Origin of the sequence: Variovorax sp. V15 (genome assembly GCF_041154425.1) — a bacterium.
Lineage (GTDB): Bacteria > Pseudomonadota > Gammaproteobacteria > Burkholderiales > Burkholderiaceae_C > Variovorax > Variovorax guangxiensis.
This window is the reverse complement of record NZ_AP028659.1, coordinates 3985716-4005695: the sequence shown is the minus strand read 5'-3', so window position 1 is coordinate 4005695 and position 19980 is coordinate 3985716. Positions and strand designations below refer to the sequence as shown.

The window sequence follows — 19980 nt, the reverse complement described above, 5'->3', positions numbered from 1 at the left end:
CGCGGCTCCGTTCAGCCGGCGGCGGCCAGCCGCACGTTCCAGAACCTGGGCTTGGCCGGCGCCCAGCCCTTGAAGCCGGTCACGCTCTTGCGCATGGCGGTGGCGTCGCTGGCGTTGAAGAGCACGATCATCGGCACGTCCTGCAGCATCTGCTTGTGCATCTCGTCGAACAGCACCTGGCGGCGCGCCTTGTCGCGCGTGACCATCGACTCCGCCAGCCGCGTCTGGCCGTAGGCGCTGTCCCAGACCTTGCGCGGCTGCGCGGCCTTGTCGCCCGACACCATCTCGAAGTTGAGCGAGGGATCGATGCGCGCCGAGTAGATGAAGGCCATGCTCTGGTACTGGCCCTTGGTGTAGCGGTCGAGCTGGGTGGCCCAGTCGAGCACCTCCAGCTCGATGTTGATGCCCGCCTCGGAGGCCATGGCCTGCACCAGCACGGCGGCCGAGTACAGGGCCTCGTAGCGCTTGTTGGCAATCATGCGGATCGGCTGGTTGCGGTAGCCCGCTTCGGCCAGCAGCTTCTTCGCGGCGGCGAGGTCGCGCCTGAAGCCGCCGGCCTGCACTGCGTCGTAGTAGGGGCTGGAAGATGGCACCACCGAGTTGTTGACCGGCGATAGGCCCTCGGTGACAGAGCGCGCGATCTCGGGCGTGTCGAGCGACAGCGCCAGCGCGCGGCGGATGCGCACGTCCTTCAGCACCGGGTCGTTGGTCTGCAGCAGCAGCGCGACCATCGACATCACCGGCGTGGTGTCGACCAGCACGTCGGTGCGCTTGCGCATCTCGACCACGTCGGCCGGGCTGGGGTTGACGAAGGCGTCGATGCCGCCGCTGTAGAGCGCGGCCTTGGCGGCGGCCGAGTCGGGAATGACGACAAAGCGCAGGTTCTCGATCTCGGCCTTCTTGCCGCCCGCGAGGCCGTCGCGCGGCTCGGCGCGGGAGGTGTAGCCGTCGAAGCGCGTGAGCTCCACGTACTGGCCGCGCTTCCATTCCTTGAGCTTGTAGGGGCCCGTGCCCACGGGCTCCTTCCACTGGCCGTCGGGGCCGACCGAACTGCGGTGCAGGATGGCTGCGCCGCCGCAGTCGGGCCGGGCCATCATCGTGAGGAAGAGGGCGCTCGCGCGCTCCAGCTTGAACACCACCGTCTTCGGATTGGGCGCCTCCACCGACAGCACCTTGGTCATGCCCTTGCCGTCGAATTCGGGCAGGCAGCGCCAGCCGCTCGTGGGCTTGAGGTAGCGCTGCCAGTTCCAGACCACGTCGTCGGCGGTGAGCGTGGCGCCGTTCTGGAACTTCACGCCGTCGCGCAGCGTGAAGGTGTAGGTCAGGCCGTCGGCGGAGGTGTCGACCTTGCTCGCCAGCATCGGGCCCACCGAGGTGTCCTCGCGCAGCGCGACCAGCCCTTCGGCCACGTGCAGCAGCACGTTGTCGGTGTTGTCGTCGCGGTTGCCGCCGGGGTCGGTGCTGCGGATGTCGGAGTTGATCTGGATGCGCAGCGTCTGGCCCGCGCCCACCGTCGGCTGGGCGATGGCGGGAGCCGCGGCTGCCAGGCCGAGCGCCAGGGCGGCAATCAGCGATGCGGGCGATGCGGAGGGCGGGCGGGAAGGGGGAACGGGGACTTTCATGGCAACACTCCTGGCATGGACTGGGCGGTCGATAGAGCGGTCGGACTCAGAGGGAATATTCGGTGAAGCGGTGCTCCTTGAAGGGCGCCGGTGCAATGCGCATCTTCCGTGCCGCCGGGTCCATCACGATGGTCGCCACCGTGGCCGACGAGGCGCCGCCGGGGCCCGCGCTGGGGCTGCGGCACACGGCGCGCGGCGCGCCGAATCGGTCCTGCAGCGCGTCGATCACGTCCTGCTCGCCGAGCAGGCCGGCGGCGCGCCGGTTGTGCAGCGCCTCGGTCACACGGCGGTCGCGGTAGAGCGAGTCGGGCGTGGTCTCCAGGCTGCGGTCCACCACGCGCGCGAGCGCGGCCGGCGTCTTGAAGTGGTTGGCGTGCACCAGGATGCCGCCTTCGGGCTGCTGCCAGAACACCTGCTCGGGGCAGGTCTCCAGGCTCACGGCCTCGCCCTCGGCGTGCGTGACGATCATGTTGTTGGAGATGGAGCGCGCGGTACGGCACACCACGCCCAGCGCGTTGGCATACAGCTCCGACTGCAGGATGCCGCGGCGGATCAGCGCCAGCGGCACGCCCTGCTGCCTGCCGTCGCTGTCGGCCTTGATGAAGTTGCCGGTGACGGCGATGCCCGCGCTGTTGAGGCCGGCGCGCGCCAGCGTGCCCGCCTCCGCGAAGGTCAGCATCGACGGACCCTTGGCGGGCTGGATGCGCAGCACGATGCCCAGCTCCAGGCTTTCCACGCGCCAGTCCCAGTTCTGCGCGTGGATGAGCCGGCCTTCGCGCGAGGCCGACGGCATCACCACCACGCCGGTGCAGCCGTCGGGCGGCTCGGTGGCTTCGAGCTGCTGGAAGGCGTAGAGCATCTCGCTGCGCGCGTTCAGCGCCACGATGTCCTCGGCCGGCACGCCCGCGCCTTCGGCCACGCCCTCGATCTCGCGCAGCATGCCGGCGTCGAAGGCCTCGATCACCGGCATGAAGCGGCGCGCCAGCGCGCGGGTGCGGTCCCAGCTGAGGCCCACGCGTTCGAAGGCGGCGCGGTAGGTGCGCAGGCTCAGGTCGATGCGCTCGCCTGCCGCGCGGCCGTACTGCTGGCCGCACTGGCGGGCGTCGCCTTCGATGTCGTAGAGGGGGAACGATTCGATGTCCATGTCGGTCCGGTGCTTTCCTTGTTCGGTGTGTGATGCGTGTGTGCTTCAGGCTGCGGCGTCGGTCGGCCGGGCGGTCTGCGCGATGGCGGCGCGCAGGCTGTCGACGATCTGGTCGACGTGCCGGCGCTCCAGCGTGAAGGGCGGCGACAGCGCGATGGTGTCGCCCACGGAGCGCACCAGCACGCCGCCCTGGTCCACGCAGTGCCGGGCCACCGCCTGTGCATGCGTGCCCGCGCCCTCGGCCCAGGGCTGCAGCTCGATGCCGGCGAGCAGGCCGACGTTGCGCACGTCGATCACGCCCGGCAGGCCGCGCAGCGTGTGCAGGCATTCCTCGAAGTAGGGCGCGGTGGCCGCCGCCTGGGCGATCAGGCCGTCCTGCGTGTAGGCGTCGAGCGTGGCCATCGCCGCCGCGCAGGCCAGCGGATGGCCCGAGTAGGTGTAGCCGTGCGAGAGCTCGATGCCGCTCACGCTGCCCTGCATGAAGGCGTCGTGCACCTCGTCGCGCATCAGCACCGCGCCCATGGGCACCGCGCCGTTGGTCAGGCCCTTTGCGGTGGTGATGAGGTCGGGCGTCACGCCGAACAGGTCGGCCGCGAAGTTGGTGCCCAGGCGGCCGAAGCCGGTGATGACCTCGTCGAATATCAGCAGCACGCCGTGCTTGTCGCAGATCTCGCGCAGGCGCCTGAGGTAGCCGCGCGGCGGCGGCAGCACGCCGGTGGAGCCGGCCACGGGCTCGACGATGACGGCGGCCACGGTCGACGGGTCGTGCAGCGCGAGCAGCGCCTCCAGCGCGTCGGCCTTCTCGATGCCGTGCGCCGGCTCACCGCGCGAGAAGGCGTTGCGCGCCAGGTCGAGCGTGTGCGGCAGGTGGTCCACGCCGTTGAGCAGCGGCCCGAAGGTGCTGCGCTGGCGGCCGATGCCGCCCACCGAGATGCCGCCGAAGCCCACGCCGTGATAGGCGCGCTCGCGGCCGATGAGGCGGTAGCGGCCCGCGTCGCCGCGTGCGCGGTGGTAGGCCAGCGCGATCTTCAGCGCGGTGTCGACCGACTCGGAGCCCGAGTTGGTGAAGAACACGTGGTTCATGCCCGCGGGCGCCATTTCGGCCAGCCGCTGCGCGAGCACGAAGGCTGCCGGGTGGCCGATCTGGAAGCTGGAGGCGTAGTCGAGCACGTCGATCTGCGCCTTCATCGCGGCGCTGATGCGCGGGTGGCGGTGCCCCGCGTTCACGCACCACAGGCCGGCGATGGCGTCGAGCACGCGGCGGCCGTCGGCCAGGTCGTAATAAAGGCCTTCGCTGCCGACGATGAGGCGCGGCGACTGCTTGAACTTGCGGTTGGGGGTGAAGGGCATCCAGAACGCGTCGAGCGACGCGGGGGAGGCGGGGGTGTCGGCAAGGGCCACGAGATGGTTCTCCGTTGGGAAGCGACCCGGCTCTCGGGTCGTCGTGGAGCCGATCTTGAAACTCGAATTGTATTTTTGGCGCGAGATGTACATGGTTTTTTCGGGCCAAAAATACAAAACCCGGGCGATGATCGGCGCCCAAGCCCCGCGATTCCGGAGAACCCCTGGATGGCTGCATCCCAGACGGACGACAAACCCCTTGCATCGCCCCTTGCGCCGGTCGCTCCGCTCGTCCAGCGCGTGAGCCGCTACGTGCTCGACCAGGCGCTGGCTGGCGGCTACGAGAACGGCAGCCACCTCACCGAAGCCGAGCTCGCGAGCCGGCTCGGCATCTCGCGCACGCCGGTGCGCGCGGCGCTGCGCTTCCTGCACGAGCGGGCATTGCTGGCCCACACGCCGAACCGCGGCTACACGCTGGTGGCCGACCGCCAGGCACTCGCCAAGGCCCGGCGCGAGATGCCCGAAGACGAGGAGAAGACGCTCTACTACCGCCTGCTGCGCGACCGCCTGGCCGGCAAGCTGCCCACGCGCGTCAACGAACTGGAACTGGCGCAGGCCTACGCCGTGCCGCGCCCGCTGCTGCGCACCGTGCTCACCACGCTGCTGCAGGACGGCGTGCTGCGCGGGCGCCACTACCAGCGCTGGGAGTTCACCGAGACGCTGGATTCGGTGGAAAGCGAGCGCGAGAGCTACCGGTTTCGCCTGACCGTCGAATGCGCCGGGCTGCGCGAGCCCGGCTTCAAGGTCGACCTGCAACGGCTGCGCGCCTGCCGCGAGCGCCAGCAGGGGCTGCTCGCGCAGGCTTCACGCTATTCGTGGATGGATTTCTTCGAGGCCAACGCGCAGTTCCACGAACTGCTGGCCAGCGCCTCGGGCAACCGATTCTTTCTCGATGCCGTGCAGCAGCAGAACCGGCTGCGGCGCATGTCCGACCTCTCGGACTACCCGCTGGTGAACATCGACCTGCTGCACAAGTCCTGCCACGAGCACCTGGAAATCCTCGACGCGGTGGAGCGTGGCGACCTCGAAGCCGCCGCCGGGCACATGCACCGACACCTCAGCCGCGCCAGCGACCTGGTCGAGCAGCGGGTGACGGGCGTGCTGGGCGACTGACTTACCCTGCGGCGTTCAGCTTGCGGCGTGGCGAGATGTTCAGCGTCCTGCAGAAGTCGTAGAAGGCTTCGAGCTGCAGCGACTTGTCGAACACCGCGTCCACTCCTGCGGAAAGCGCACCTTCGCGCACTTCGGAGGTGGCGTGGTTCATCAGCACCACCGTGCGCTGCGCCGGCGACTTGTGCTCCTGCAGGTACTGCGCAACGGTGAGGCCGTTGCCTTCGGCCAGGAAGATGTCGATGACCGCCGCGTCCCATTCCTGCGGGTTCTTCCTGAGCCAGTCGATGGCGTCGACAGATGTGGTGGCGGTGCCGATCACGTCGCAATCGGAAAACTCCTGCAGGCCGTCGGTCAGCGTGGTGGCGATCAGGGGGTTGTCTTCTATCAGGTAGATGCGGGTCATTGTTCGCAGTCGGGGCTTCTCGTTCTGAGCGGTCTTCGTTCGTTCTCGTCGGCTTGTCTCGGGCCGATGCGGGCATTGTCCCTGCCGGGGCGGCGTGTCGAGTCGGACAATGCCTTCATCTGCCGTAGAACCCTGCGCTGGAGGATCACTGGCGTACAAGACGCGTCGGCATGCGCAGCCATATCGTGGGGTCTTCATCAACAACCGCCCGCACGGTACGCATGGCCACGCCGCAATCTTTTACGCCTCCTTTCACATCCTCCGGCCGCAGCGCGCTGGTGCAGGCGCCGCCCTGGCACTACGCGGGATGGCTCGTCAACGTGGCCTTCGAGTTCGATGCCGCGCGCGGCGCCGTGCTGGTGCCGGCCGGACTGGGCACGGCCACCGGCAAGGGCTGCGTCCATTTCGCGGACTGGCAGTTCTGCGGCGACGACGGCCGCGAACTGCTCGACCCGGTGTATGCGCAATACCGCGAGACCATCGTGGTGCTCGAAATCGAGCAGAAGACGCGCGGTGGCGGCGATGCGCCGCGCTCCTTCTATTGCCCGCTGATCTACGTCGACCAGGACGTCTCGCTGCTGCGCGGCTGGCTGCAGGGCTGGCCCAAGAAGATCGGGCAGACCTGGCTCACGCGCAGCATGCCGCTGATTCATCCGGCGGCCGCGCCGCTCGCGGCGGGAAGCCGGCTCGGTGCGAGTCTCAGCGTGAAGGAGCGGCGCCTGGTGGACGCGACAGTCACACTGTCGGGCGAGCAGACCGGGCGGCTGGGTTTTCTTTCCGCGCCGACCGTGGGTGCCATCGGCTGGCCCGACCTGACACAGCCAGGCATCGCGGCGGTGCCGCGCTACCTGCGCGCCGACATCATCGACCGCGTCGAGCCCGGCTGGACCGCCGGCAGCGCGACGCTGAAGTTCCACGAACATCCGGTCGAGGAACTGGCATCGCTCGGCCCTGTGGAGGCGACTGCCGCCAGCGCCGGCTGGATGGGCATCACCGTGCGCGGTGCGATCGCCGTGTGACGCGGCCGGCCGCGCTACCCTTCGCGGGATGACCCGCACTTCGCCCTCGAACCCGCCGGCTTCGCATGTGATCGGCCTGCCGATGGAGGGCGGTGCGCAGATCGAGGCCATGTTCGCGGCCGACCCCAAGGCGCGCTTCGAGCTGCACTGGCACGCGGAGTGGAGCGTGGGCGCCATCCTCGAAGGCCGCTGCGAATTCACCTGCGCCGGCGAGCGGCAGGTGGCGCAGGCGGGCGACATCGTGCTGATGGCGCCCTTCATGCTGCATACGGCCGGCGTCAGTGCGCAGGGCTTTCGCATGGTGATGCTCTACGTGCCGCACGCCTGGGCGAGCAGGCGCCTCGCGTGGCCGCCGGGCCTGCGAGGCACGCTGAGGCAGGGCGTGTGGCGCGACGAGGTCATGGCAGGCGAGCTGGCATCCGCTGCGCAGGCGCAAGACGGTGCGCAGGTCGGCCGCTTGCTGGAAGAGATTCTTCGCGCGCAGGCCGATGGCGAACTCGTGCCGGTCGAGCGCCACATGGGCGATGCGCGCGTGGAAGCCGTCTGCGAGGCGCTGGCGACGGAAGATGCTTGCCGCATCGATCCGGCCGGGCTGGCGCAGCGACTGGGCGTGTCGCGAGAGCATTTCCATCGTCTGTTCCGACTGGCCGTGGGCATGACTCCGGCCCACTACGCTCGGCTAGCGCGCATCGGCCGAGCCAGGGCGCTGCTGCGCGAGGGCCACGCGGCGGCCGAGGTTGCTGCGCAATGCGGCTTCACCGACCAGGCGCACTTCTCGCGCTGGTTCCGCCGCTGCTTCGGCGTGACGCCGGGCAACTACATGGCCGGGCGGGAGCGGACGGAAAGGCGCGCGTGAGAAACTAGCAGGCTTGCCAGCCCGGCCCGATCGAGGTCAGGGCACCGCTGCCAACCACAGGAATCCCGCGTTTTGGAAGAGAAGGTCGTCTCCGTTGCACCCATGATGGACTGGACCGACAGACACTGTCGTTACCTCCATCGCCTGCTGTCGCGCCACGCGCTGCTCTACACCGAGATGGTGACGACCGGCGCGCTGATGCATGGCGACGTGCCGCGCCATCTGCGCTTCAACGCCGAGGAACATCCCGTTGCGCTGCAACTCGGCGGCAGCGAGCCGGCCGACCTCGCGCACTGCGCGAAGCTCGGGGAGGAGTGGGGCTACGACGAGATCAACCTGAACTGCGGCTGCCCCAGCGAGCGCGTGCAGCGCGGCGCCTTCGGCGCCTGCCTCATGAACGAGCCGCAGCTGGTGGCCGATTGCGTGAAGGCGATGGTCGACGTGGTCGGCATACCGGTGACTGTCAAGCATCGCATCGGCATCGACAGGATCGAAAGCTACGAGTTCGTGCGCGACTTCGTCGGCAAGGTGAGCGAGGCCGGCTGCAACACCTTCATCGTGCATGCGCGCAACGCCTGGCTGCAGGGGCTGAGCCCGAAGCAGAACCGCGAGATCCCGCCGCTGCGCTACGAACTGGTGCACCGGCTGAAGCACGAGTTTCCCGATCTGCACATCGCCATCAACGGCGGCATCACGGTCAACGCACAGGTGCACGAGCATCTGCGGCTGCTCGACGGCGTGATGGTGGGGCGCGAGGCGTATCACAACCCCTGGTGGCTGGCCGGATGGGACGCCGAGTTCTTCGGCGCCGGCGAGCAGACGCTCACGCGCGAGGAAGTCGAGTCGCTGATGTGCGACTACATGGCCCGCGAGGCGGCCGAGCACGGCACGCACTGGTGGCCGATCGCGCGGCACATGCTGGGTTTGCGCAACGGTCTTGCGGGTGCGCGCCGCTGGCGGCAGGTCTGGAGCGACCATCGGCTCAAGACACTGCCCGCGCACGAAGTCATGGCGCTGGCGCGTGAGCCTGCCGCGGCGCAGGCAGCCTGAATCCGTAGCGCCGCGCGCGCTTCCGCCGGCACGGCATCAGGGGGCGAAATCGGCCTCCAAGCCTTTCCTGAAACGATGTTCCGAAATCGCTACTTCACGATAAGTGGCGCGTCAACCGTTTTTTGCTGAAAAATGAGGACATCAGGGACATAAAAAGGTTTGGATACATGAGTGACGCGATTGGCGGCAAAGAAGAAGTGAGCGCGCTCGCCAGAGGACTGGCTCTCCTGAGAGTCATCGGCATGGCATCGGCACCGATAGGCAATCGCGAACTGGCAGACACCACCGGCATCCCCAAGGCCACGGTGTCCAGGCTCACCGCAACGCTGGTGAGTGCGGGGTATTTACGACAGTCTCAGGACAGCGAGCGCTTCAGCCTCGGCCCCGCGCTGCTCGACATGAGCAGCCGCTACCTGCGCCATTTCGACCTGCGCACCGTGGCGCGGCCGCACCTGGCGGCGCTTTCGGAAGCGGCGGGCGTGAGCGTGCACCTTGGCGTGCGCGACGAGCTCGACATGCTGGTCATCGATTCGCTGCGGCCGCGCTCGGTGGTTATCAGCTCCCGCATCGAGGTGGGCACGCGCATGACCATCGCGACCTCGGCTGCCGGGCGCGCCTACCTGGCGGCGCTGCCCGAGGCGGAGCAGTCCGAGCTGCTGGCGCAGATCCGGACCGAGAGCGGAGAAAGCTGGGGCGTCATCGAGCCGGGCCTGATCTCGAGCCTGGACGAGTACGGCGCGCTGGGCTACTGCGGCTCCTTCGGCGAATGGAATCCGCACATCCACGCCATCGGCTTCGCCCTGGAAGGCCCACGCGGCGAGCGTTACTCCGTGAGCTGCGGAGGCCCCGCCTACCTGCTGCCCAAGGAAACCATGGTGGGGCGCATAGCTCCGCTGCTGCTCGAAACCGCCCAGCGCCTGGCCAACGAAACCGGCACCCTCAGCCTGGATTGACCTTCTTCCCGCAGGGAGACAACGCGCCCGAGGATTCGCGAAATACCGCGGAGCCGGCTTTGCCCGGCCGCAGGTCTGGCTTCCTTTCTGGAGGATGCGAAGCGACCCGAGAATTCGCGGGATACCGCGGAACCGGCTTTGCCGGGCCGCAGGTATCGCCCCCGTGAGGGGGTGGCGAAGCGACACGAAGTGCGCAAGCCTGGGGGCGGACCTAGTTCGCCGCTTCCAGCCCGTTCTGGAAGTGCTCGCGCATGCGGGCCATGGCGGCTTCCGCGTCGCGTGCTTCGATGGCAGCCATCACCGCGCGGTGCTCCGCCAGCGATTCGCCGATTCGGCCGGCCTTCAGCAGCGAGTTGTGCCGGTTGAGCTTCATCACCTTGCGCAGGTCGGCCACCATCTGGTCGCGCCACTTGTTGTTGGCGATGGCCAGCAACTGCATGTGGAAGCGCTCGTTCACGGCGAAGAAATGCTCGCGGTCTTCGGGCGAGGCCGCCGCCTCCAGCTCGGCGTGCAGCGCCTTCAGTTCGGCACGCTGGGCGTCGGTGGCACGCTCGGCCACCACGCCGGCAGCATCGCTCTCCAGCAGCGAGAGCAGGTGGTAGACGTCGGCCAGATCCTGTTCCGACACCTCGGTCACGTACGCGCCGCGCCGCACCTTCATCGTCACCAGGCCCTCGGCCGCCAGCACCTTCAGGGCCTCGCGCAACGGGGTGCGGCTGATGCCGTATTCCTCGGCCAGCTTGAGTTCGTCGATCCAGCTGCCGGGCTCCAGCTCGCGGCGAAAGATCCGCTGGCGCAGCAGTTCGGCGACCTCTTCGTAGAGGGCGCGGGGGGTGAGGGTGACGGCGGACATGGGCCGGACTGTACTTCAAAAAAGGCGTTTGAATTAATAATTATGGATCGGTTAGACTCGCGGCCGGCTTGCAGATCCCTGCAGGCGAATTTGCGAACACCCTGCAAGACTCTGCGAACGGCCCCTTCATGAGCAGCAAACCCGAACCCTCTTTCCAGCAAGCCGACCTCGAAGCCTGGGCCAAGGCCGCAGCCAAGTCCGCACCCGGCGGCGACCTGGGCGCGCTGAACTGGATCACGCCCGACGGCATTGCCGTGAAGCCGCTGTACACCGCCGCCGACCTGCAGGGGCTGAAGTACACCGACACGCTGCCCGGCTTCGAGCCTTACCTGCGTGGCCCGCAGGCCACCATGTACGCGGTGCGCCCCTGGACCATCCGCCAGTACGCCGGCTTCTCCACCGCGGAGGAATCGAACGCCTTCTACCGCAAGGCGCTGGCCGCGGGCGGGCAGGGCGTGAGCGTGGCCTTCGACCTCGCCACCCACCGCGGCTACGACAGCGACCACCCGCGCGTGACCGGCGACGTGGGCAAGGCCGGCGTGGCCATCGACTCGGTCGAGGACATGAAGATCCTGTTCGATCAGATCCCGCTCGACAAGGTGAGCGTGTCCATGACGATGAACGGCGCCGTGCTGCCGGTGCTGGCGGGCTACGTGGTCGCGGCAGAAGAGCAGGGCGTGGCGCAGGACCAGCTCAGCGGAACCATCCAGAACGACATCCTCAAGGAGTTCATGGTCCGCAACACCTACATCTTTCCGCCCGCACCGAGCATGCGGATCATCGGCGACATCATCGAGTACACGGCGCAGAAGATGCCCAAGTTCAACTCGATCTCGATCAGCGGCTACCACATGCAGGAAGCCGGCGCCAACCAGGCGCTGGAGCTTGCCTTCACGCTGGCCGACGGCAAGGAGTACGTGAAGACCGCGCTGGCCAAGGGCCTCGACGTCGACGGCTTCGCCGGCCGCCTGAGCTTCTTCTGGGCCATCGGCATGAACTTCTATCTCGAAGTGGCCAAGATGCGCGCGGCGCGCCTGCTGTGGTGCCGCATCATGAAGGAGTTCGAGCCGAAGAACCCCAAGAGCCTGATGCTGCGCACGCACTGCCAGACCTCGGGCTGGAGCCTTACCGAGCAGGACCCGTACAACAACGTGGTGCGCACCACCATCGAGGCGATGGCCGCGGTGTTCGGCGGCACGCAGAGCCTGCACACCAACGCGCTCGACGAAGCCATCGCGCTGCCCACCGAGTTCAGCGCGCGCATCGCGCGCAACACGCAGCTCATCATCCAGGAAGAGACCCATATCACCAACGTGATCGACCCCTGGGCCGGCAGCTACATGATGGAGAAGCTCACCCAGGACATGGCCGATGCGGCCTGGGCCATCATCGAAGAGGTCGAGGCCATGGGCGGCATGACCAAGGCGGTCGACAGCGGCTGGGCCAAGCTCAAGATCGAGGCCGCCGCGGCCGAGAAGCAGGCGCGCATCGACTCAGGCAAGGACGTGATCGTCGGCGTCAACAAGTACAAGCTCAAGAACGAAGACCCGGTGGAGATCCTCTCCATCGACAACGTGAAGGTGCGCGAGCAGCAGGTCGCGCGCCTGCAGAAGATCCGCGCCTCGCGCGACAGTGCCAAGGTGCAGGCCGCGCTCGACGCGCTCACCGAAGCCGCCGAGAACAACACCGGCAACCTGCTGGCGCTGAGCATCGACGCGGTGCGCCTGCGCGCCACGGTGGGCGAAATTTCCGATGCGCTCGAGAAGGCCTTCGGCCGCCACCGTGCCGACACGCAGAAAGTCACCGGCGTGTATGCCGCCGCCTACGACTCCGCCGAGGGCTGGGAAACGCTCAAGACCGAGATCAACGCCTTCGCCGAAGAGCGGGGCCGCCGCCCGCGCGTGATGATCTCCAAGCTGGGCCAGGACGGCCACGACCGCGGCGCGAAGGTTGTCGCCACCGCCTTCGCCGACCTGGGCTTCGACGTGGACATGGGCCCGCTCTTCCAGACGCCGGAAGAATGCGCGCGCCAGGCCATCGAGAACGACGTGCATGCCGTCGGCGTGAGCACGCTCGCGGCCGGCCACAAGACGCTCGTGCCCGCCATCATCGACGAGCTGCGCAAACAGGGTGCGGACGACATCATCGTGTTCGTCGGCGGCGTCATCCCGCGGCAGGACTACGAGTTCCTCTACGACGCCGGCGTCAAGGGCATCTACGGTCCGGGCACGCCCATTCCCGCCAGCGCCAAGGACGTGCTGGAGCAGATTCGCGCGGCGGTCACGGCCTGAGGCGCGCCGTCGTGAGCGATCTCTTGTCGCGGCTGTCGCTGCAGCCGGTCGATTCCAGCGATTTCGAGGCCATGCTGGCCCTGCGCATCGACGCGATGCGCCCCAGCCTGGAGCGCGTGGGCCGCTTCGACGTTGCCCGCTCGCGCGAGCGCCTGAGCGCGGGCTTCGTGGTGCCCTACATGCACCACATCGTGCTCGACGGCGACCAGCGCATCGGCTTCGTCACGCTCAAGCCCGAGGACAGCGACGCGCTGCGCCTCGACCATCTCTACCTGCGCACCGGCTTCCAGGGCCTGGGCATCGGCGAATGGGTGCTCGAATGGGCCAAGTCGCAGGCGCGCGAGCAGCGGCTGGACATCAAGCTCACCGCGCTCGTGAAGAGCGACGCCAACCGCTTCTACCTGCGCCACGGCTTCGTGCTCGAAAGCGGCGAGGGCGTCGACCTGCATTACCGCTGGCGCGTGGCGTCGGAGGCTGCGTGCTGAGCGACAAGGCCAAGGCCTTGGAGGACGCGATCGCCGGCACCGAAGGCATGCCGCAGCGGCGCGCCATCGCCAAGGCCATCACGCTGCTCGAATCGACGCGCGACGACCACCGCGCGCAGGCGGACGAGCTGCTCACGGCGCTGCTGCCACGCACGGGCAATTCGTTCCGCCTCGGCATCTCGGGCGTGCCGGGCGTCGGCAAGTCGACCTTCATCGAGACGCTGGGCCTGCTGCTGATCGGCAAGGGGCATCGCGTGGCGGTGCTCACCATCGACCCGTCATCTACCGTTTCGGGTGGCTCCATCCTCGGCGACAAGACGCGCATGGAGCGCCTCTCGGTCAACGAGCGCGCCTACATCCGGCCCAGTCCGTCGAGCGGCACGCTGGGCGGCGTGGCGGAGAAGACGCGCGAGGCCATGCTGGTCTGCGAGGCCGCCGGCTACGACATCGTGATCGTCGAGACCGTCGGCGTGGGCCAGAGCGAAACGGCCGTGGCCGGCATGACCGACATGTTCGTGCTGCTGCAGCTGCCCAACGCGGGCGACGACCTGCAGGCCATCAAGAAGGGCGTGATGGAGCTGGCCGACCTCGTCGTCATCAACAAGGCCGACATCGACAAGGACGCAGCCACCCGCGCGCAGGCGCAGATCACATCGGCGCTGCGGCTCTTCGGCCACCAGGGCAACCCCGAGCACGCGCATGCCGCGCACGACGCCCACAGCGGCGCCGAAGTGCGCTTCTGGCTGCCCAAGGTGCTGCAGCTCAGCGCGCTGGCCAACACCGGCGTCGACGCCTTCTGGGACGCAGTCACCCAGTTCAGGCAGCTGCAGACCGCCAACGGCCGCCTCACGAAACGCCGCGAGAAGCAGGCCACCGCGTGGATGTGGGAGCGCATCGACGCCGGCCTCAAGCAGGCCTTCAGGCATCACCCTCAGGTGCGCGAACTGCTGCCGCAGCTCACGCAGCAGGTGGCGCAGGGCACCCTGCCGGCCTCCACGGCCGCGCGCAACCTGCTCGCCGCGGCCGCCATTACAGCCAGGCCATGAAGAAAAGACACGGAATCCAGGACCACAGCTTCGAAAGCACACCATGCAAGAACTGATCGAACAACTCGAAAAGCGCCGCGCCCAGGCGCGTCTCGGCGGCGGGCAGAAGCGCATCGACGCGCAGCACGCCAAGGGCAAGCTCACGGCGCGCGAGCGCATCGAGCTGCTGCTCGACGACAACACCTTCGAAGAGTGGGACATGTTCGTCGAGCACCGCTCGGTCGACTTCGGCATGGCCGAGCAGAAGGTGCCGGGCGACGGCGTGGTCACCGGCTACGGCATGATCAACGGCCGCCTGGTGTTCGTGTTCAGCCAGGACTTCACCGTCTTCGGCGGCGCGCTCAGCGAGGCGCATGCCGAGAAGATCTGCAAGGTGATGGACCAGGCGATGAAGGTCGGCGCACCGGTCATCGGCCTGAACGACTCGGGCGGCGCGCGCATCCAGGAGGGCGTGGCCTCGCTCGGCGGCTATGCCGACGTGTTCCAGCGCAACGTGATGGCCTCGGGCGTGGTGCCGCAGATCAGCATGATCATGGGCCCCTGCGCCGGCGGCGCCGTGTATTCGCCGGCCATGACCGACTTCATCTTCATGGTGAAGGACTCCAGCTATATGTTCGTCACCGGCCCCGAGGTGGTGAAGACCGTCACGCATGAAAGCGTGACCGCCGAGGAACTGGGCGGCGCCATTACCCACACCACCCGCAGCGGCGTGGCCGACATGGCCTTCGAGAACGACGTGGAGGCGCTGATGATGCTGCGCCGCCTCTACAACTACCTGCCGCTGAACAACCGCGAGAAGCCGCCCGTGCGCCTGGGCAACAACGGCCTGGGCGACCCGGCCGACCGGCTCGACTACTCGCTCGACACGCTGGTGCCCGACAACCCGAACAAGCCCTACGACATCAAGGAACTGATCCTGAAGGTGGTGGACGACGGCGACTTCTTCGAGTTGCAGCCCGACTACGCGAAGAACATCGTGATCGGCTTCGCCCGCATGGAAGGCCAGACCATCGGCATCGTCGCCAACCAGCCGCTGGTGCTGGCGGGCTGCCTGGACATCAAGAGCAGCATCAAGGCCGCGCGCTTCGTGCGCTTCTGCGACGCCTTCAACATCCCGGTGGTCACCTTCGTCGACGTGCCCGGCTTCATGCCCGGCACCGGCCAGGAGTACGGCGGCATCATCAAGCACGGCGCCAAGCTGCTGTACGCGTACGCCGAGTGCACGGTGCCGAAGATCACCGTCATCACGCGCAAGGCCTACGGCGGCGCCTACGACGTGATGGCCTCCAAGCACCTGCGCGGCGACGTCAACCTCGCCTGGCCGCGCGCCGAGATCGCGGTGATGGGCGCCAAGGGCGCCGTGGAAATCATCTTCCGCGAGGACAAGAACGACCCCGAGAAGCTCGCTGCCCGCGAGGCCGAGTACAAGGCCCGCTTCGCCAACCCGTACGTGGCGGGCGCGCGTGGCTACATCGACGACGTGATCCTGCCGCACGAGACCCGCAAGCGCATCTGCCGCTCGCTGGTGATGCTGCGCGAGAAGAAGCTCGAGAACCCGTGGCGCAAGCACGGCAACATTCCGCTGTGAGCGAACCGGAGAAGAAGAACATGTTCAAGAAGATCCTGATCGCAAACCGTGGCGAAATCGCCTGCCGCGTCATTCAAACGGCCAAGAAGATGGGCATCCTCACCGTCGCCGTCTACTCCGAGGCCGACAAGGAAGCCCGCCACGTCGAGCTGGCCGACGAGGCCGTGCACATCGGCGCCGCGCCCAGCCGCGAGAGCTACCTGCAGGCCGACCGAATCATCGCGGCCTGCAAGAAGACCGGGGCCGAAGCGGTGCACCCGGGCTATGGCTTCCTGTCGGAGAACGAGGCCTTCGCCCGGCAGGTCGAGGAAGAGGGCATCGCCTTCATCGGGCCCAAGCACTATTCGATCGCGGCGATGGGCGACAAGATCGCCTCGAAGAAGCTCGCGAACGAAGCCAAGGTCAACACCATTCCGGGCTGGAACGACGCCATCGAGACGGCGGAGCGCGCGGTCGAGATCGCCAGGGACATCGGCTATCCGGTGATGATCAAGGCCTCCGCCGGCGGCGGGGGCAAGGGCCTGCGCGTGGCCTTCAACGACAAGGAGGCCTTCGAGGGCTTCACTTCGTGCCGCAACGAGGCGCGCAACAGCTTCGGCGACGACCGCGTGTTCATCGAGAAGTTCGTCGAGGAGCCCCGCCACATCGAGATCCAGGTGCTGGGCGACTCGCACGGCAACGTCATCTACCTGAACGAGCGCGAGTGCTCCATCCAGCGCCGCCACCAGAAGGTGATCGAGGAGGCGCCGTCGCCCTTCATCAGCGACGCCACGCGCAAGGCGATGGGCGAGCAGGCCGTGGCGCTGGCCAAGGCGGTGAAGTACCAGAGCGCGGGCACGGTGGAGTTCGTGGTCGGCAAGGACCAGAGCTTTTACTTCCTCGAAATGAACACCCGCCTGCAGGTGGAGCACCCGGTGACGGAGTGCATCACCGGCCTCGACCTGGTCGAGCTGATGATCCGCGTGGCCGCCGGCGAGAAGCTGCCGCTGACGCAGGAGCAGGTGAAGCGCGAGGGCTGGGCCATCGAGTGCCGCATCAACGCCGAAGACCCGTTCCGCAACTTCCTGCCTTCCACCGGCCGGCTGGTGAAGTTCCAGCCGCCGGGCGAGACCATGTTCGCGAGCGACACGCAGCGCCTGAACGGCGTGCGCGTGGACACCGGCGTGTACGAGGGGGGCGAGATCCCGATGTACTACGACTCGATGATCGCCAAGCTCATCGTGCACGGAAAGGATCGCCAGCACGCGATCGCCCGCATGCGCGAGGCGCTCAACGGCTTCGTGATCCGCGGCATCAGCAGCAACATCCCGTTCCAGGCGGCGCTGCTGGCGCATCCGAAGTTCGTGGCGGGCGACTTCAACACCGGCTTCATCGCCGAGCACTATGGCAAGGGCTTCCACGCGGAGGACGTGCCGCACGCCGATCCCTCGTTCCTGGTCGCGCTGGCGGCGTACGTGCATCGCCGCTACCGTGCACGGGCTTCCGGCATCAGCGGGCAGCTCGAAGGGCATGGCGTGAAGGTGGGCGAGCAGTTCGTCGTGGTCGAGCTGGGGCACGAGGGCAAGCATGTGCACCACCCGGTGTCCGTCACCGACTTCCACGGCAAGACTGGCGCGAGCTCGGTGACCGTGAACGGCAAGACCTACAAGATCGACAGCAGCCTGGCGCTGGGTTCGATCCGGGTGCAGGGCATCGTCAACGACAGGCCTTTCACCGCGCAGGTGGAGCGTGGCGCGGGCAAGAACCCGCTGGCGCTTCGCGTGTCTCACGACGGCACGCAGATCGAGGCGATGGTGCTGTCGCCGCTGGGCGCGCGGCTGCTCGAACTCATGCCCTACAAGGCGCCGCCGGACCTCAGCAAGTTCCTGATGTCGCCGATGCCCGGGCTGCTGGTGGAGGTGTCGGTGCAGCCGGGGCAGCAGGTGCGCGCCGGCGAGAAGCTGGCCGTCATCGAGGCGATGAAGATGGAAAACGTGCTGTTCGCCGCGCAGGACGGCGTGGTGGGCAAGATTTCGGCGAACAAGGGCGAGTCGCTCGCCGTCGATCAGATCATTCTGGAGTTCAACTGATGGGTGCCAACGACTTTCAACAGGCAGTCACGCTGCATCGCCCGGCCAAGATCGCGACGCCGCAGGGCCCGTGGTCCGTCGAGGCGATCCAGGCGCTGCTCGACAAGCCGCTGATGGACCTGCTGTTCGAGGCGCAGACCGTGCACCGCCAGCATTTCCCCGAAGGCGACATCGAGCTGGCGACGCTGCTGTCGGTGAAGACCGGCGGCTGTCCCGAGAACTGCGGCTACTGCCCGCAGTCGGCCGAGTTCGACACCGGCGTGAAGGCGCAGAAGCTCATGGAGGTCGACGAGGTGGTCCGCGCCGCGCAGGCCGCGAAGGACGCCGGCGCCACGCGCTTTTGCATGGGCGCCGCATGGCGCGCGCCCAAGGACCGCGACGTCGAGAAGGTGGCGGTGCTGGTCGAAGCCGTGAAGGGGCTGGGCATGCAGACCTGCGCCACGCTCGGCATGCTGGAGCCGCATCACGCGCACCAGCTGAAGGCCGCCGGCCTCGACTACTACAACCACAACCTCGACACCGCGCCCGAGTACTACACCGACGTGGTCGACACCCGCACTTATCAAGATCGGCTCGACACGCTGGCCAACGTGCGCAGCGCCGGCATCAGCGTGTGCTGCGGCGGCATCGTCGGCATGGGCGAGCAGCCGGTGCACCGCGCGGGGCTGATCGCGCAGCTGGCCAACCTGAATCCGTATCCGGAATCGGTGCCCATCAACAGCCTGGTGCGCGTGCCCGGCACGCCGCTGGCCGACTCGGAGCCGGTCGACCCGTTCGACTTCGTGCGCATGATCGCCGTCGCGCGCATCACGATGCCGACCGCGCGCGTGCGGCTGTCCGCCGGTCGACAGCAGCTGGGCGACGCGGTACAGGCGCTGTGCTTCATGGCGGGCGCGAACTCGATCTTCTACGGCGACAAGCTGCTCGTCACCGGCAACCCCGACGTCGAGGCCGACACGGTGCTGCTGCGCAAGCTCGGCCTCAATTCGCGCCAGGTGCAGGAGCAGGCGGAAGGGTGTGCAGCATGACCGCCGCCACCGAGCGCCCCTTCAAGGTGCTGGGCATCCAGCAGATCGCCATCGGCGGGCCCGACAAGCTGCGGCTGCAGAAGCTGTGGGTCGACATGCTGGGGCTCGAAGTCACCGGCACCTTCAGGAGCGAGCGCGAGAACGTCGACGAAGACATCTGCGCGGTGGGCGCGGGGCCCTTCAAGGTCGAGGTCGACCTGATGCAGCCGCTGGACCCCGAGAAGAAACCCGCCGTTCACACGACGCCGCTGAACCATGTCGGCCTGTGGATCGACGATCTGCCCAAGGCTGTCGAGTGGCTCACCGCGCAGGGCGTGCGCTTCGCGCCGGGCGGCATCCGCAAGGGCGCGGCTGGCTTCGACATCTGCTTCCTCCACCCGAAGGCGAACGACGAGTTCCCGATCGCGGGTGAGGGCGTGCTCATCGAGATGGTGCAGGCGCCGCCCGAGGTGGTGGCGGCCTTCGGCGCGCTGGCCGCTACGCGTTGACGATCTTCTTGATGGGCGGCTTCACGTCCGAACTGCGCGGCGGCAGCATCGGCTGGTGCTCGCGCGCCGGGTTCAGGATGATCGAGGTCGCCGTCTCGGTGAGGATGCAGAACTTGGTGACCACCGCGTCGAGGTGGCTCACGTCGATCACCGCGATCTCCAAGATCCAGCTGTCCTCGCCAGTCACGTTGTAGGCATTGACGCACTCGGGCGTCTCCTGCACCAGCTTGACGACGAGGTCGTAGTCGGCGCGGCCGACGCGAATGATGGCGCGGATACCGTAGCCCAGCTTGCCGAGGTTGACGGTGGCGCGGTAGCCGCTGATGACGCCGGCCGCCTCCAGCTTCTTCACGCGCTCGGTCACGGCCGGCTGGCTCAGGTGCACGCGGCGGCCCAGTTCGGCCATGGTCAGGCGTGCGTCGGCCTGCAACTCAGCGAGGATGCGGGTGTCATGGGCGTCCAGGGCGGGGTTCAAGGAAAAGTCCATGCAAGTCCTTCAAATCGACGGTGAAGCGGCGGCAGAACCATGAAAACTGCATGGCTGCGGGAGGATGGCTTTCATACCATGACC

At 67.8% G+C, this 19980-nt stretch carries 17 protein-coding genes and 1 pseudogene; 12 read left to right on the top strand and 6 right to left on the bottom strand.

Annotation, left to right across the window (positions count from 1 at the left end; translation table 11 throughout):
• Window positions 1-11: 11 nt before the first annotated feature.
• The 3 genes from ACAM57_RS19035 to ACAM57_RS19025 are packed head-to-tail and all read right to left on the bottom strand — an operon-like array spanning window position 12 to window position 4167.
• Complete coding sequence (locus tag ACAM57_RS19035; protein ID WP_369658502.1) at window positions 12-1622, bottom strand: ABC transporter substrate-binding protein; 1611 nt, start codon at window positions 1620-1622, stop codon at window positions 12-14.
• A 46-nt stretch (window positions 1623-1668) separates the two neighbouring features.
• Window positions 1669-2766 carry a C45 family autoproteolytic acyltransferase/hydolase gene (locus ACAM57_RS19030; protein ID WP_369658501.1) on the bottom strand — a complete coding sequence of 366 codons (1098 nt, stop codon included), beginning with the start codon at window positions 2764-2766 and terminating at the stop codon, window positions 1669-1671.
• Window positions 2767-2811: 45 nt separating this feature from the next.
• Entirely contained in the window at window positions 2812-4167 is a 1356-nt protein-coding gene (locus ACAM57_RS19025) for an aspartate aminotransferase family protein (RefSeq protein ID WP_369658500.1), read from the bottom strand.
• Between the two features lie 168 nt (window positions 4168-4335).
• On the opposite strand from ACAM57_RS19025, the gene ACAM57_RS19020 reads away from it, so the two are divergent.
• The gene (locus tag ACAM57_RS19020; RefSeq protein ID WP_369658499.1) at window positions 4336-5280 is read left to right on the top strand and encodes a GntR family transcriptional regulator; all 945 of its coding nucleotides are present in this window, start codon (window positions 4336-4338) and stop codon (window positions 5278-5280) included.
• A gap of 1 nt (window position 5281) precedes the next feature.
• Here ACAM57_RS19020 and ACAM57_RS19015 read toward each other — a convergent pair whose 3' ends face one another.
• A complete protein-coding gene (locus ACAM57_RS19015) occupies window positions 5282-5683 on the bottom strand; it encodes a response regulator (protein ID WP_126018691.1) in 402 nt (133 codons plus the stop codon).
• A 221-nt stretch (window positions 5684-5904) separates the two neighbouring features.
• On the opposite strand from ACAM57_RS19015, the gene ACAM57_RS19010 reads away from it, so the two are divergent.
• The 4 genes and pseudogenes from ACAM57_RS19010 (at window position 5905) to ACAM57_RS18995 (ending at window position 9561) form a co-directional block, all read left to right on the top strand.
• Window positions 5905-6702 carry an acetoacetate decarboxylase family protein gene (locus ACAM57_RS19010; protein WP_369658498.1) on the top strand — a complete coding sequence of 266 codons (798 nt, stop codon included), beginning with the start codon at window positions 5905-5907 and terminating at the stop codon, window positions 6700-6702.
• Window positions 6703-6730: 28 nt separating this feature from the next.
• Window positions 6731-7558, top strand: coding sequence for an AraC family transcriptional regulator (locus tag ACAM57_RS19005; protein ID WP_369658497.1), 828 nt, complete (start codon window positions 6731-6733; stop codon window positions 7556-7558).
• A 63-nt stretch (window positions 7559-7621) separates the two neighbouring features.
• Window positions 7622-8608: pseudogene (gene dusA / locus ACAM57_RS19000) on the top strand (tRNA dihydrouridine(20/20a) synthase DusA); the annotation flags it as partial.
• A gap of 167 nt (window positions 8609-8775) precedes the next feature.
• On the top strand, window positions 8776-9561 hold the full coding sequence (locus tag ACAM57_RS18995) for an IclR family transcriptional regulator (protein WP_369658496.1): 786 nt from the start codon (window positions 8776-8778) through the stop codon (window positions 9559-9561).
• A 211-nt stretch (window positions 9562-9772) separates the two neighbouring features.
• Here ACAM57_RS18995 and ACAM57_RS18990 read toward each other — a convergent pair whose 3' ends face one another.
• The gene (locus ACAM57_RS18990; protein ID WP_369658495.1) at window positions 9773-10414 is read right to left on the bottom strand and encodes a GntR family transcriptional regulator; all 642 of its coding nucleotides are present in this window, start codon (window positions 10412-10414) and stop codon (window positions 9773-9775) included.
• Window positions 10415-10542: 128 nt separating this feature from the next.
• On the opposite strand from ACAM57_RS18990, the gene scpA reads away from it, so the two are divergent.
• The 7 genes from scpA to ACAM57_RS18955 are packed head-to-tail and all read left to right on the top strand — an operon-like array spanning window position 10543 to window position 19409.
• Entirely contained in the window at window positions 10543-12705 is a 2163-nt protein-coding gene (gene scpA / locus ACAM57_RS18985) for a methylmalonyl-CoA mutase (protein ID WP_369658494.1), read from the top strand.
• Between the two features lie 11 nt (window positions 12706-12716).
• On the top strand, window positions 12717-13190 hold the full coding sequence (locus ACAM57_RS18980; RefSeq protein ID WP_369658493.1) for a GNAT family N-acetyltransferase: 474 nt from the start codon (window positions 12717-12719) through the stop codon (window positions 13188-13190).
• A gap of 47 nt (window positions 13191-13237) precedes the next feature.
• Window positions 13238-14236 (top strand): methylmalonyl Co-A mutase-associated GTPase MeaB, encoded by a 999-nt coding sequence (gene meaB, locus ACAM57_RS18975; protein WP_369662455.1) that lies wholly within the window; start codon window positions 13238-13240, stop codon window positions 14234-14236.
• Between the two features lie 43 nt (window positions 14237-14279).
• Window positions 14280-15824, top strand: a complete 1545-nt coding sequence (locus ACAM57_RS18970) for an acyl-CoA carboxylase subunit beta (RefSeq protein WP_019653176.1) — start codon at window positions 14280-14282, stop codon at window positions 15822-15824.
• Between the two features lie 20 nt (window positions 15825-15844).
• Complete coding sequence (gene accC, locus ACAM57_RS18965; RefSeq protein WP_369658492.1) at window positions 15845-17893, top strand: acetyl-CoA carboxylase biotin carboxylase subunit; 2049 nt, start codon at window positions 15845-15847, stop codon at window positions 17891-17893.
• Complete coding sequence (gene bioB, locus ACAM57_RS18960; protein ID WP_369658491.1) at window positions 17893-18921, top strand: biotin synthase BioB; 1029 nt, start codon at window positions 17893-17895, stop codon at window positions 18919-18921. Before accC ends, bioB begins: the two co-directional genes overlap by 1 nt.
• Window positions 18918-19409, top strand: a complete 492-nt coding sequence (locus ACAM57_RS18955; protein ID WP_369658490.1) for a VOC family protein — start codon at window positions 18918-18920, stop codon at window positions 19407-19409. The genes bioB and ACAM57_RS18955 overlap by 4 nt, the downstream gene beginning before the upstream one ends.
• On the opposite strand, the gene ACAM57_RS18950 is transcribed toward ACAM57_RS18955, so the two are convergent.
• Window positions 19399-19896 (bottom strand): Lrp/AsnC family transcriptional regulator, encoded by a 498-nt coding sequence (locus tag ACAM57_RS18950; RefSeq protein WP_126018711.1) that lies wholly within the window; start codon window positions 19894-19896, stop codon window positions 19399-19401. The two genes, ACAM57_RS18955 and ACAM57_RS18950, sit on opposite strands and share 11 nt — an antisense overlap.
• Window positions 19897-19980: the final 84 nt, after the last annotated feature.

Excerpts from the sequence above, each read along its gene's own strand:
- ACAM57_RS19035 (WP_369658502.1), bottom strand. The coding sequence starts at position 1,622 with ATGAAAGTCCCCGTTCCCCCTTCCCGCCCGCCCTCCGCATCGCCCGCA.
- ACAM57_RS19030 (WP_369658501.1), bottom strand. The coding sequence starts at position 2,766 with ATGGACATCGAATCGTTCCCCCTCTACGACATCGAAGGCGACGCCCGC.
- ACAM57_RS19020 (WP_369658499.1), top strand. The coding sequence starts at position 4,336 with ATGGCTGCATCCCAGACGGACGACAAACCCCTTGCATCGCCCCTTGCG.
- ACAM57_RS19015 (WP_126018691.1), bottom strand. The coding sequence starts at position 5,683 with ATGACCCGCATCTACCTGATAGAAGACAACCCCCTGATCGCCACCACG.
- ACAM57_RS19010 (WP_369658498.1), top strand. The coding sequence starts at position 5,905 with ATGGCCACGCCGCAATCTTTTACGCCTCCTTTCACATCCTCCGGCCGC.
- ACAM57_RS19005 (WP_369658497.1), top strand. The coding sequence starts at position 6,731 with ATGACCCGCACTTCGCCCTCGAACCCGCCGGCTTCGCATGTGATCGGC.
- ACAM57_RS18995 (WP_369658496.1), top strand. The coding sequence starts at position 8,776 with ATGAGTGACGCGATTGGCGGCAAAGAAGAAGTGAGCGCGCTCGCCAGA.
- ACAM57_RS18990 (WP_369658495.1), bottom strand. The coding sequence starts at position 10,414 with ATGTCCGCCGTCACCCTCACCCCCCGCGCCCTCTACGAAGAGGTCGCC.
- scpA (WP_369658494.1), top strand. The coding sequence starts at position 10,543 with ATGAGCAGCAAACCCGAACCCTCTTTCCAGCAAGCCGACCTCGAAGCC.
- meaB (WP_369662455.1), top strand. The coding sequence starts at position 13,238 with ATGCCGCAGCGGCGCGCCATCGCCAAGGCCATCACGCTGCTCGAATCG.
- ACAM57_RS18970 (WP_019653176.1), top strand. The coding sequence starts at position 14,280 with ATGCAAGAACTGATCGAACAACTCGAAAAGCGCCGCGCCCAGGCGCGT.
- accC (WP_369658492.1), top strand. The coding sequence starts at position 15,845 with ATGTTCAAGAAGATCCTGATCGCAAACCGTGGCGAAATCGCCTGCCGC.
- bioB (WP_369658491.1), top strand. The coding sequence starts at position 17,893 with ATGGGTGCCAACGACTTTCAACAGGCAGTCACGCTGCATCGCCCGGCC.
- ACAM57_RS18955 (WP_369658490.1), top strand. The coding sequence starts at position 18,918 with ATGACCGCCGCCACCGAGCGCCCCTTCAAGGTGCTGGGCATCCAGCAG.
- ACAM57_RS18950 (WP_126018711.1), bottom strand. The coding sequence starts at position 19,896 with ATGGACTTTTCCTTGAACCCCGCCCTGGACGCCCATGACACCCGCATC.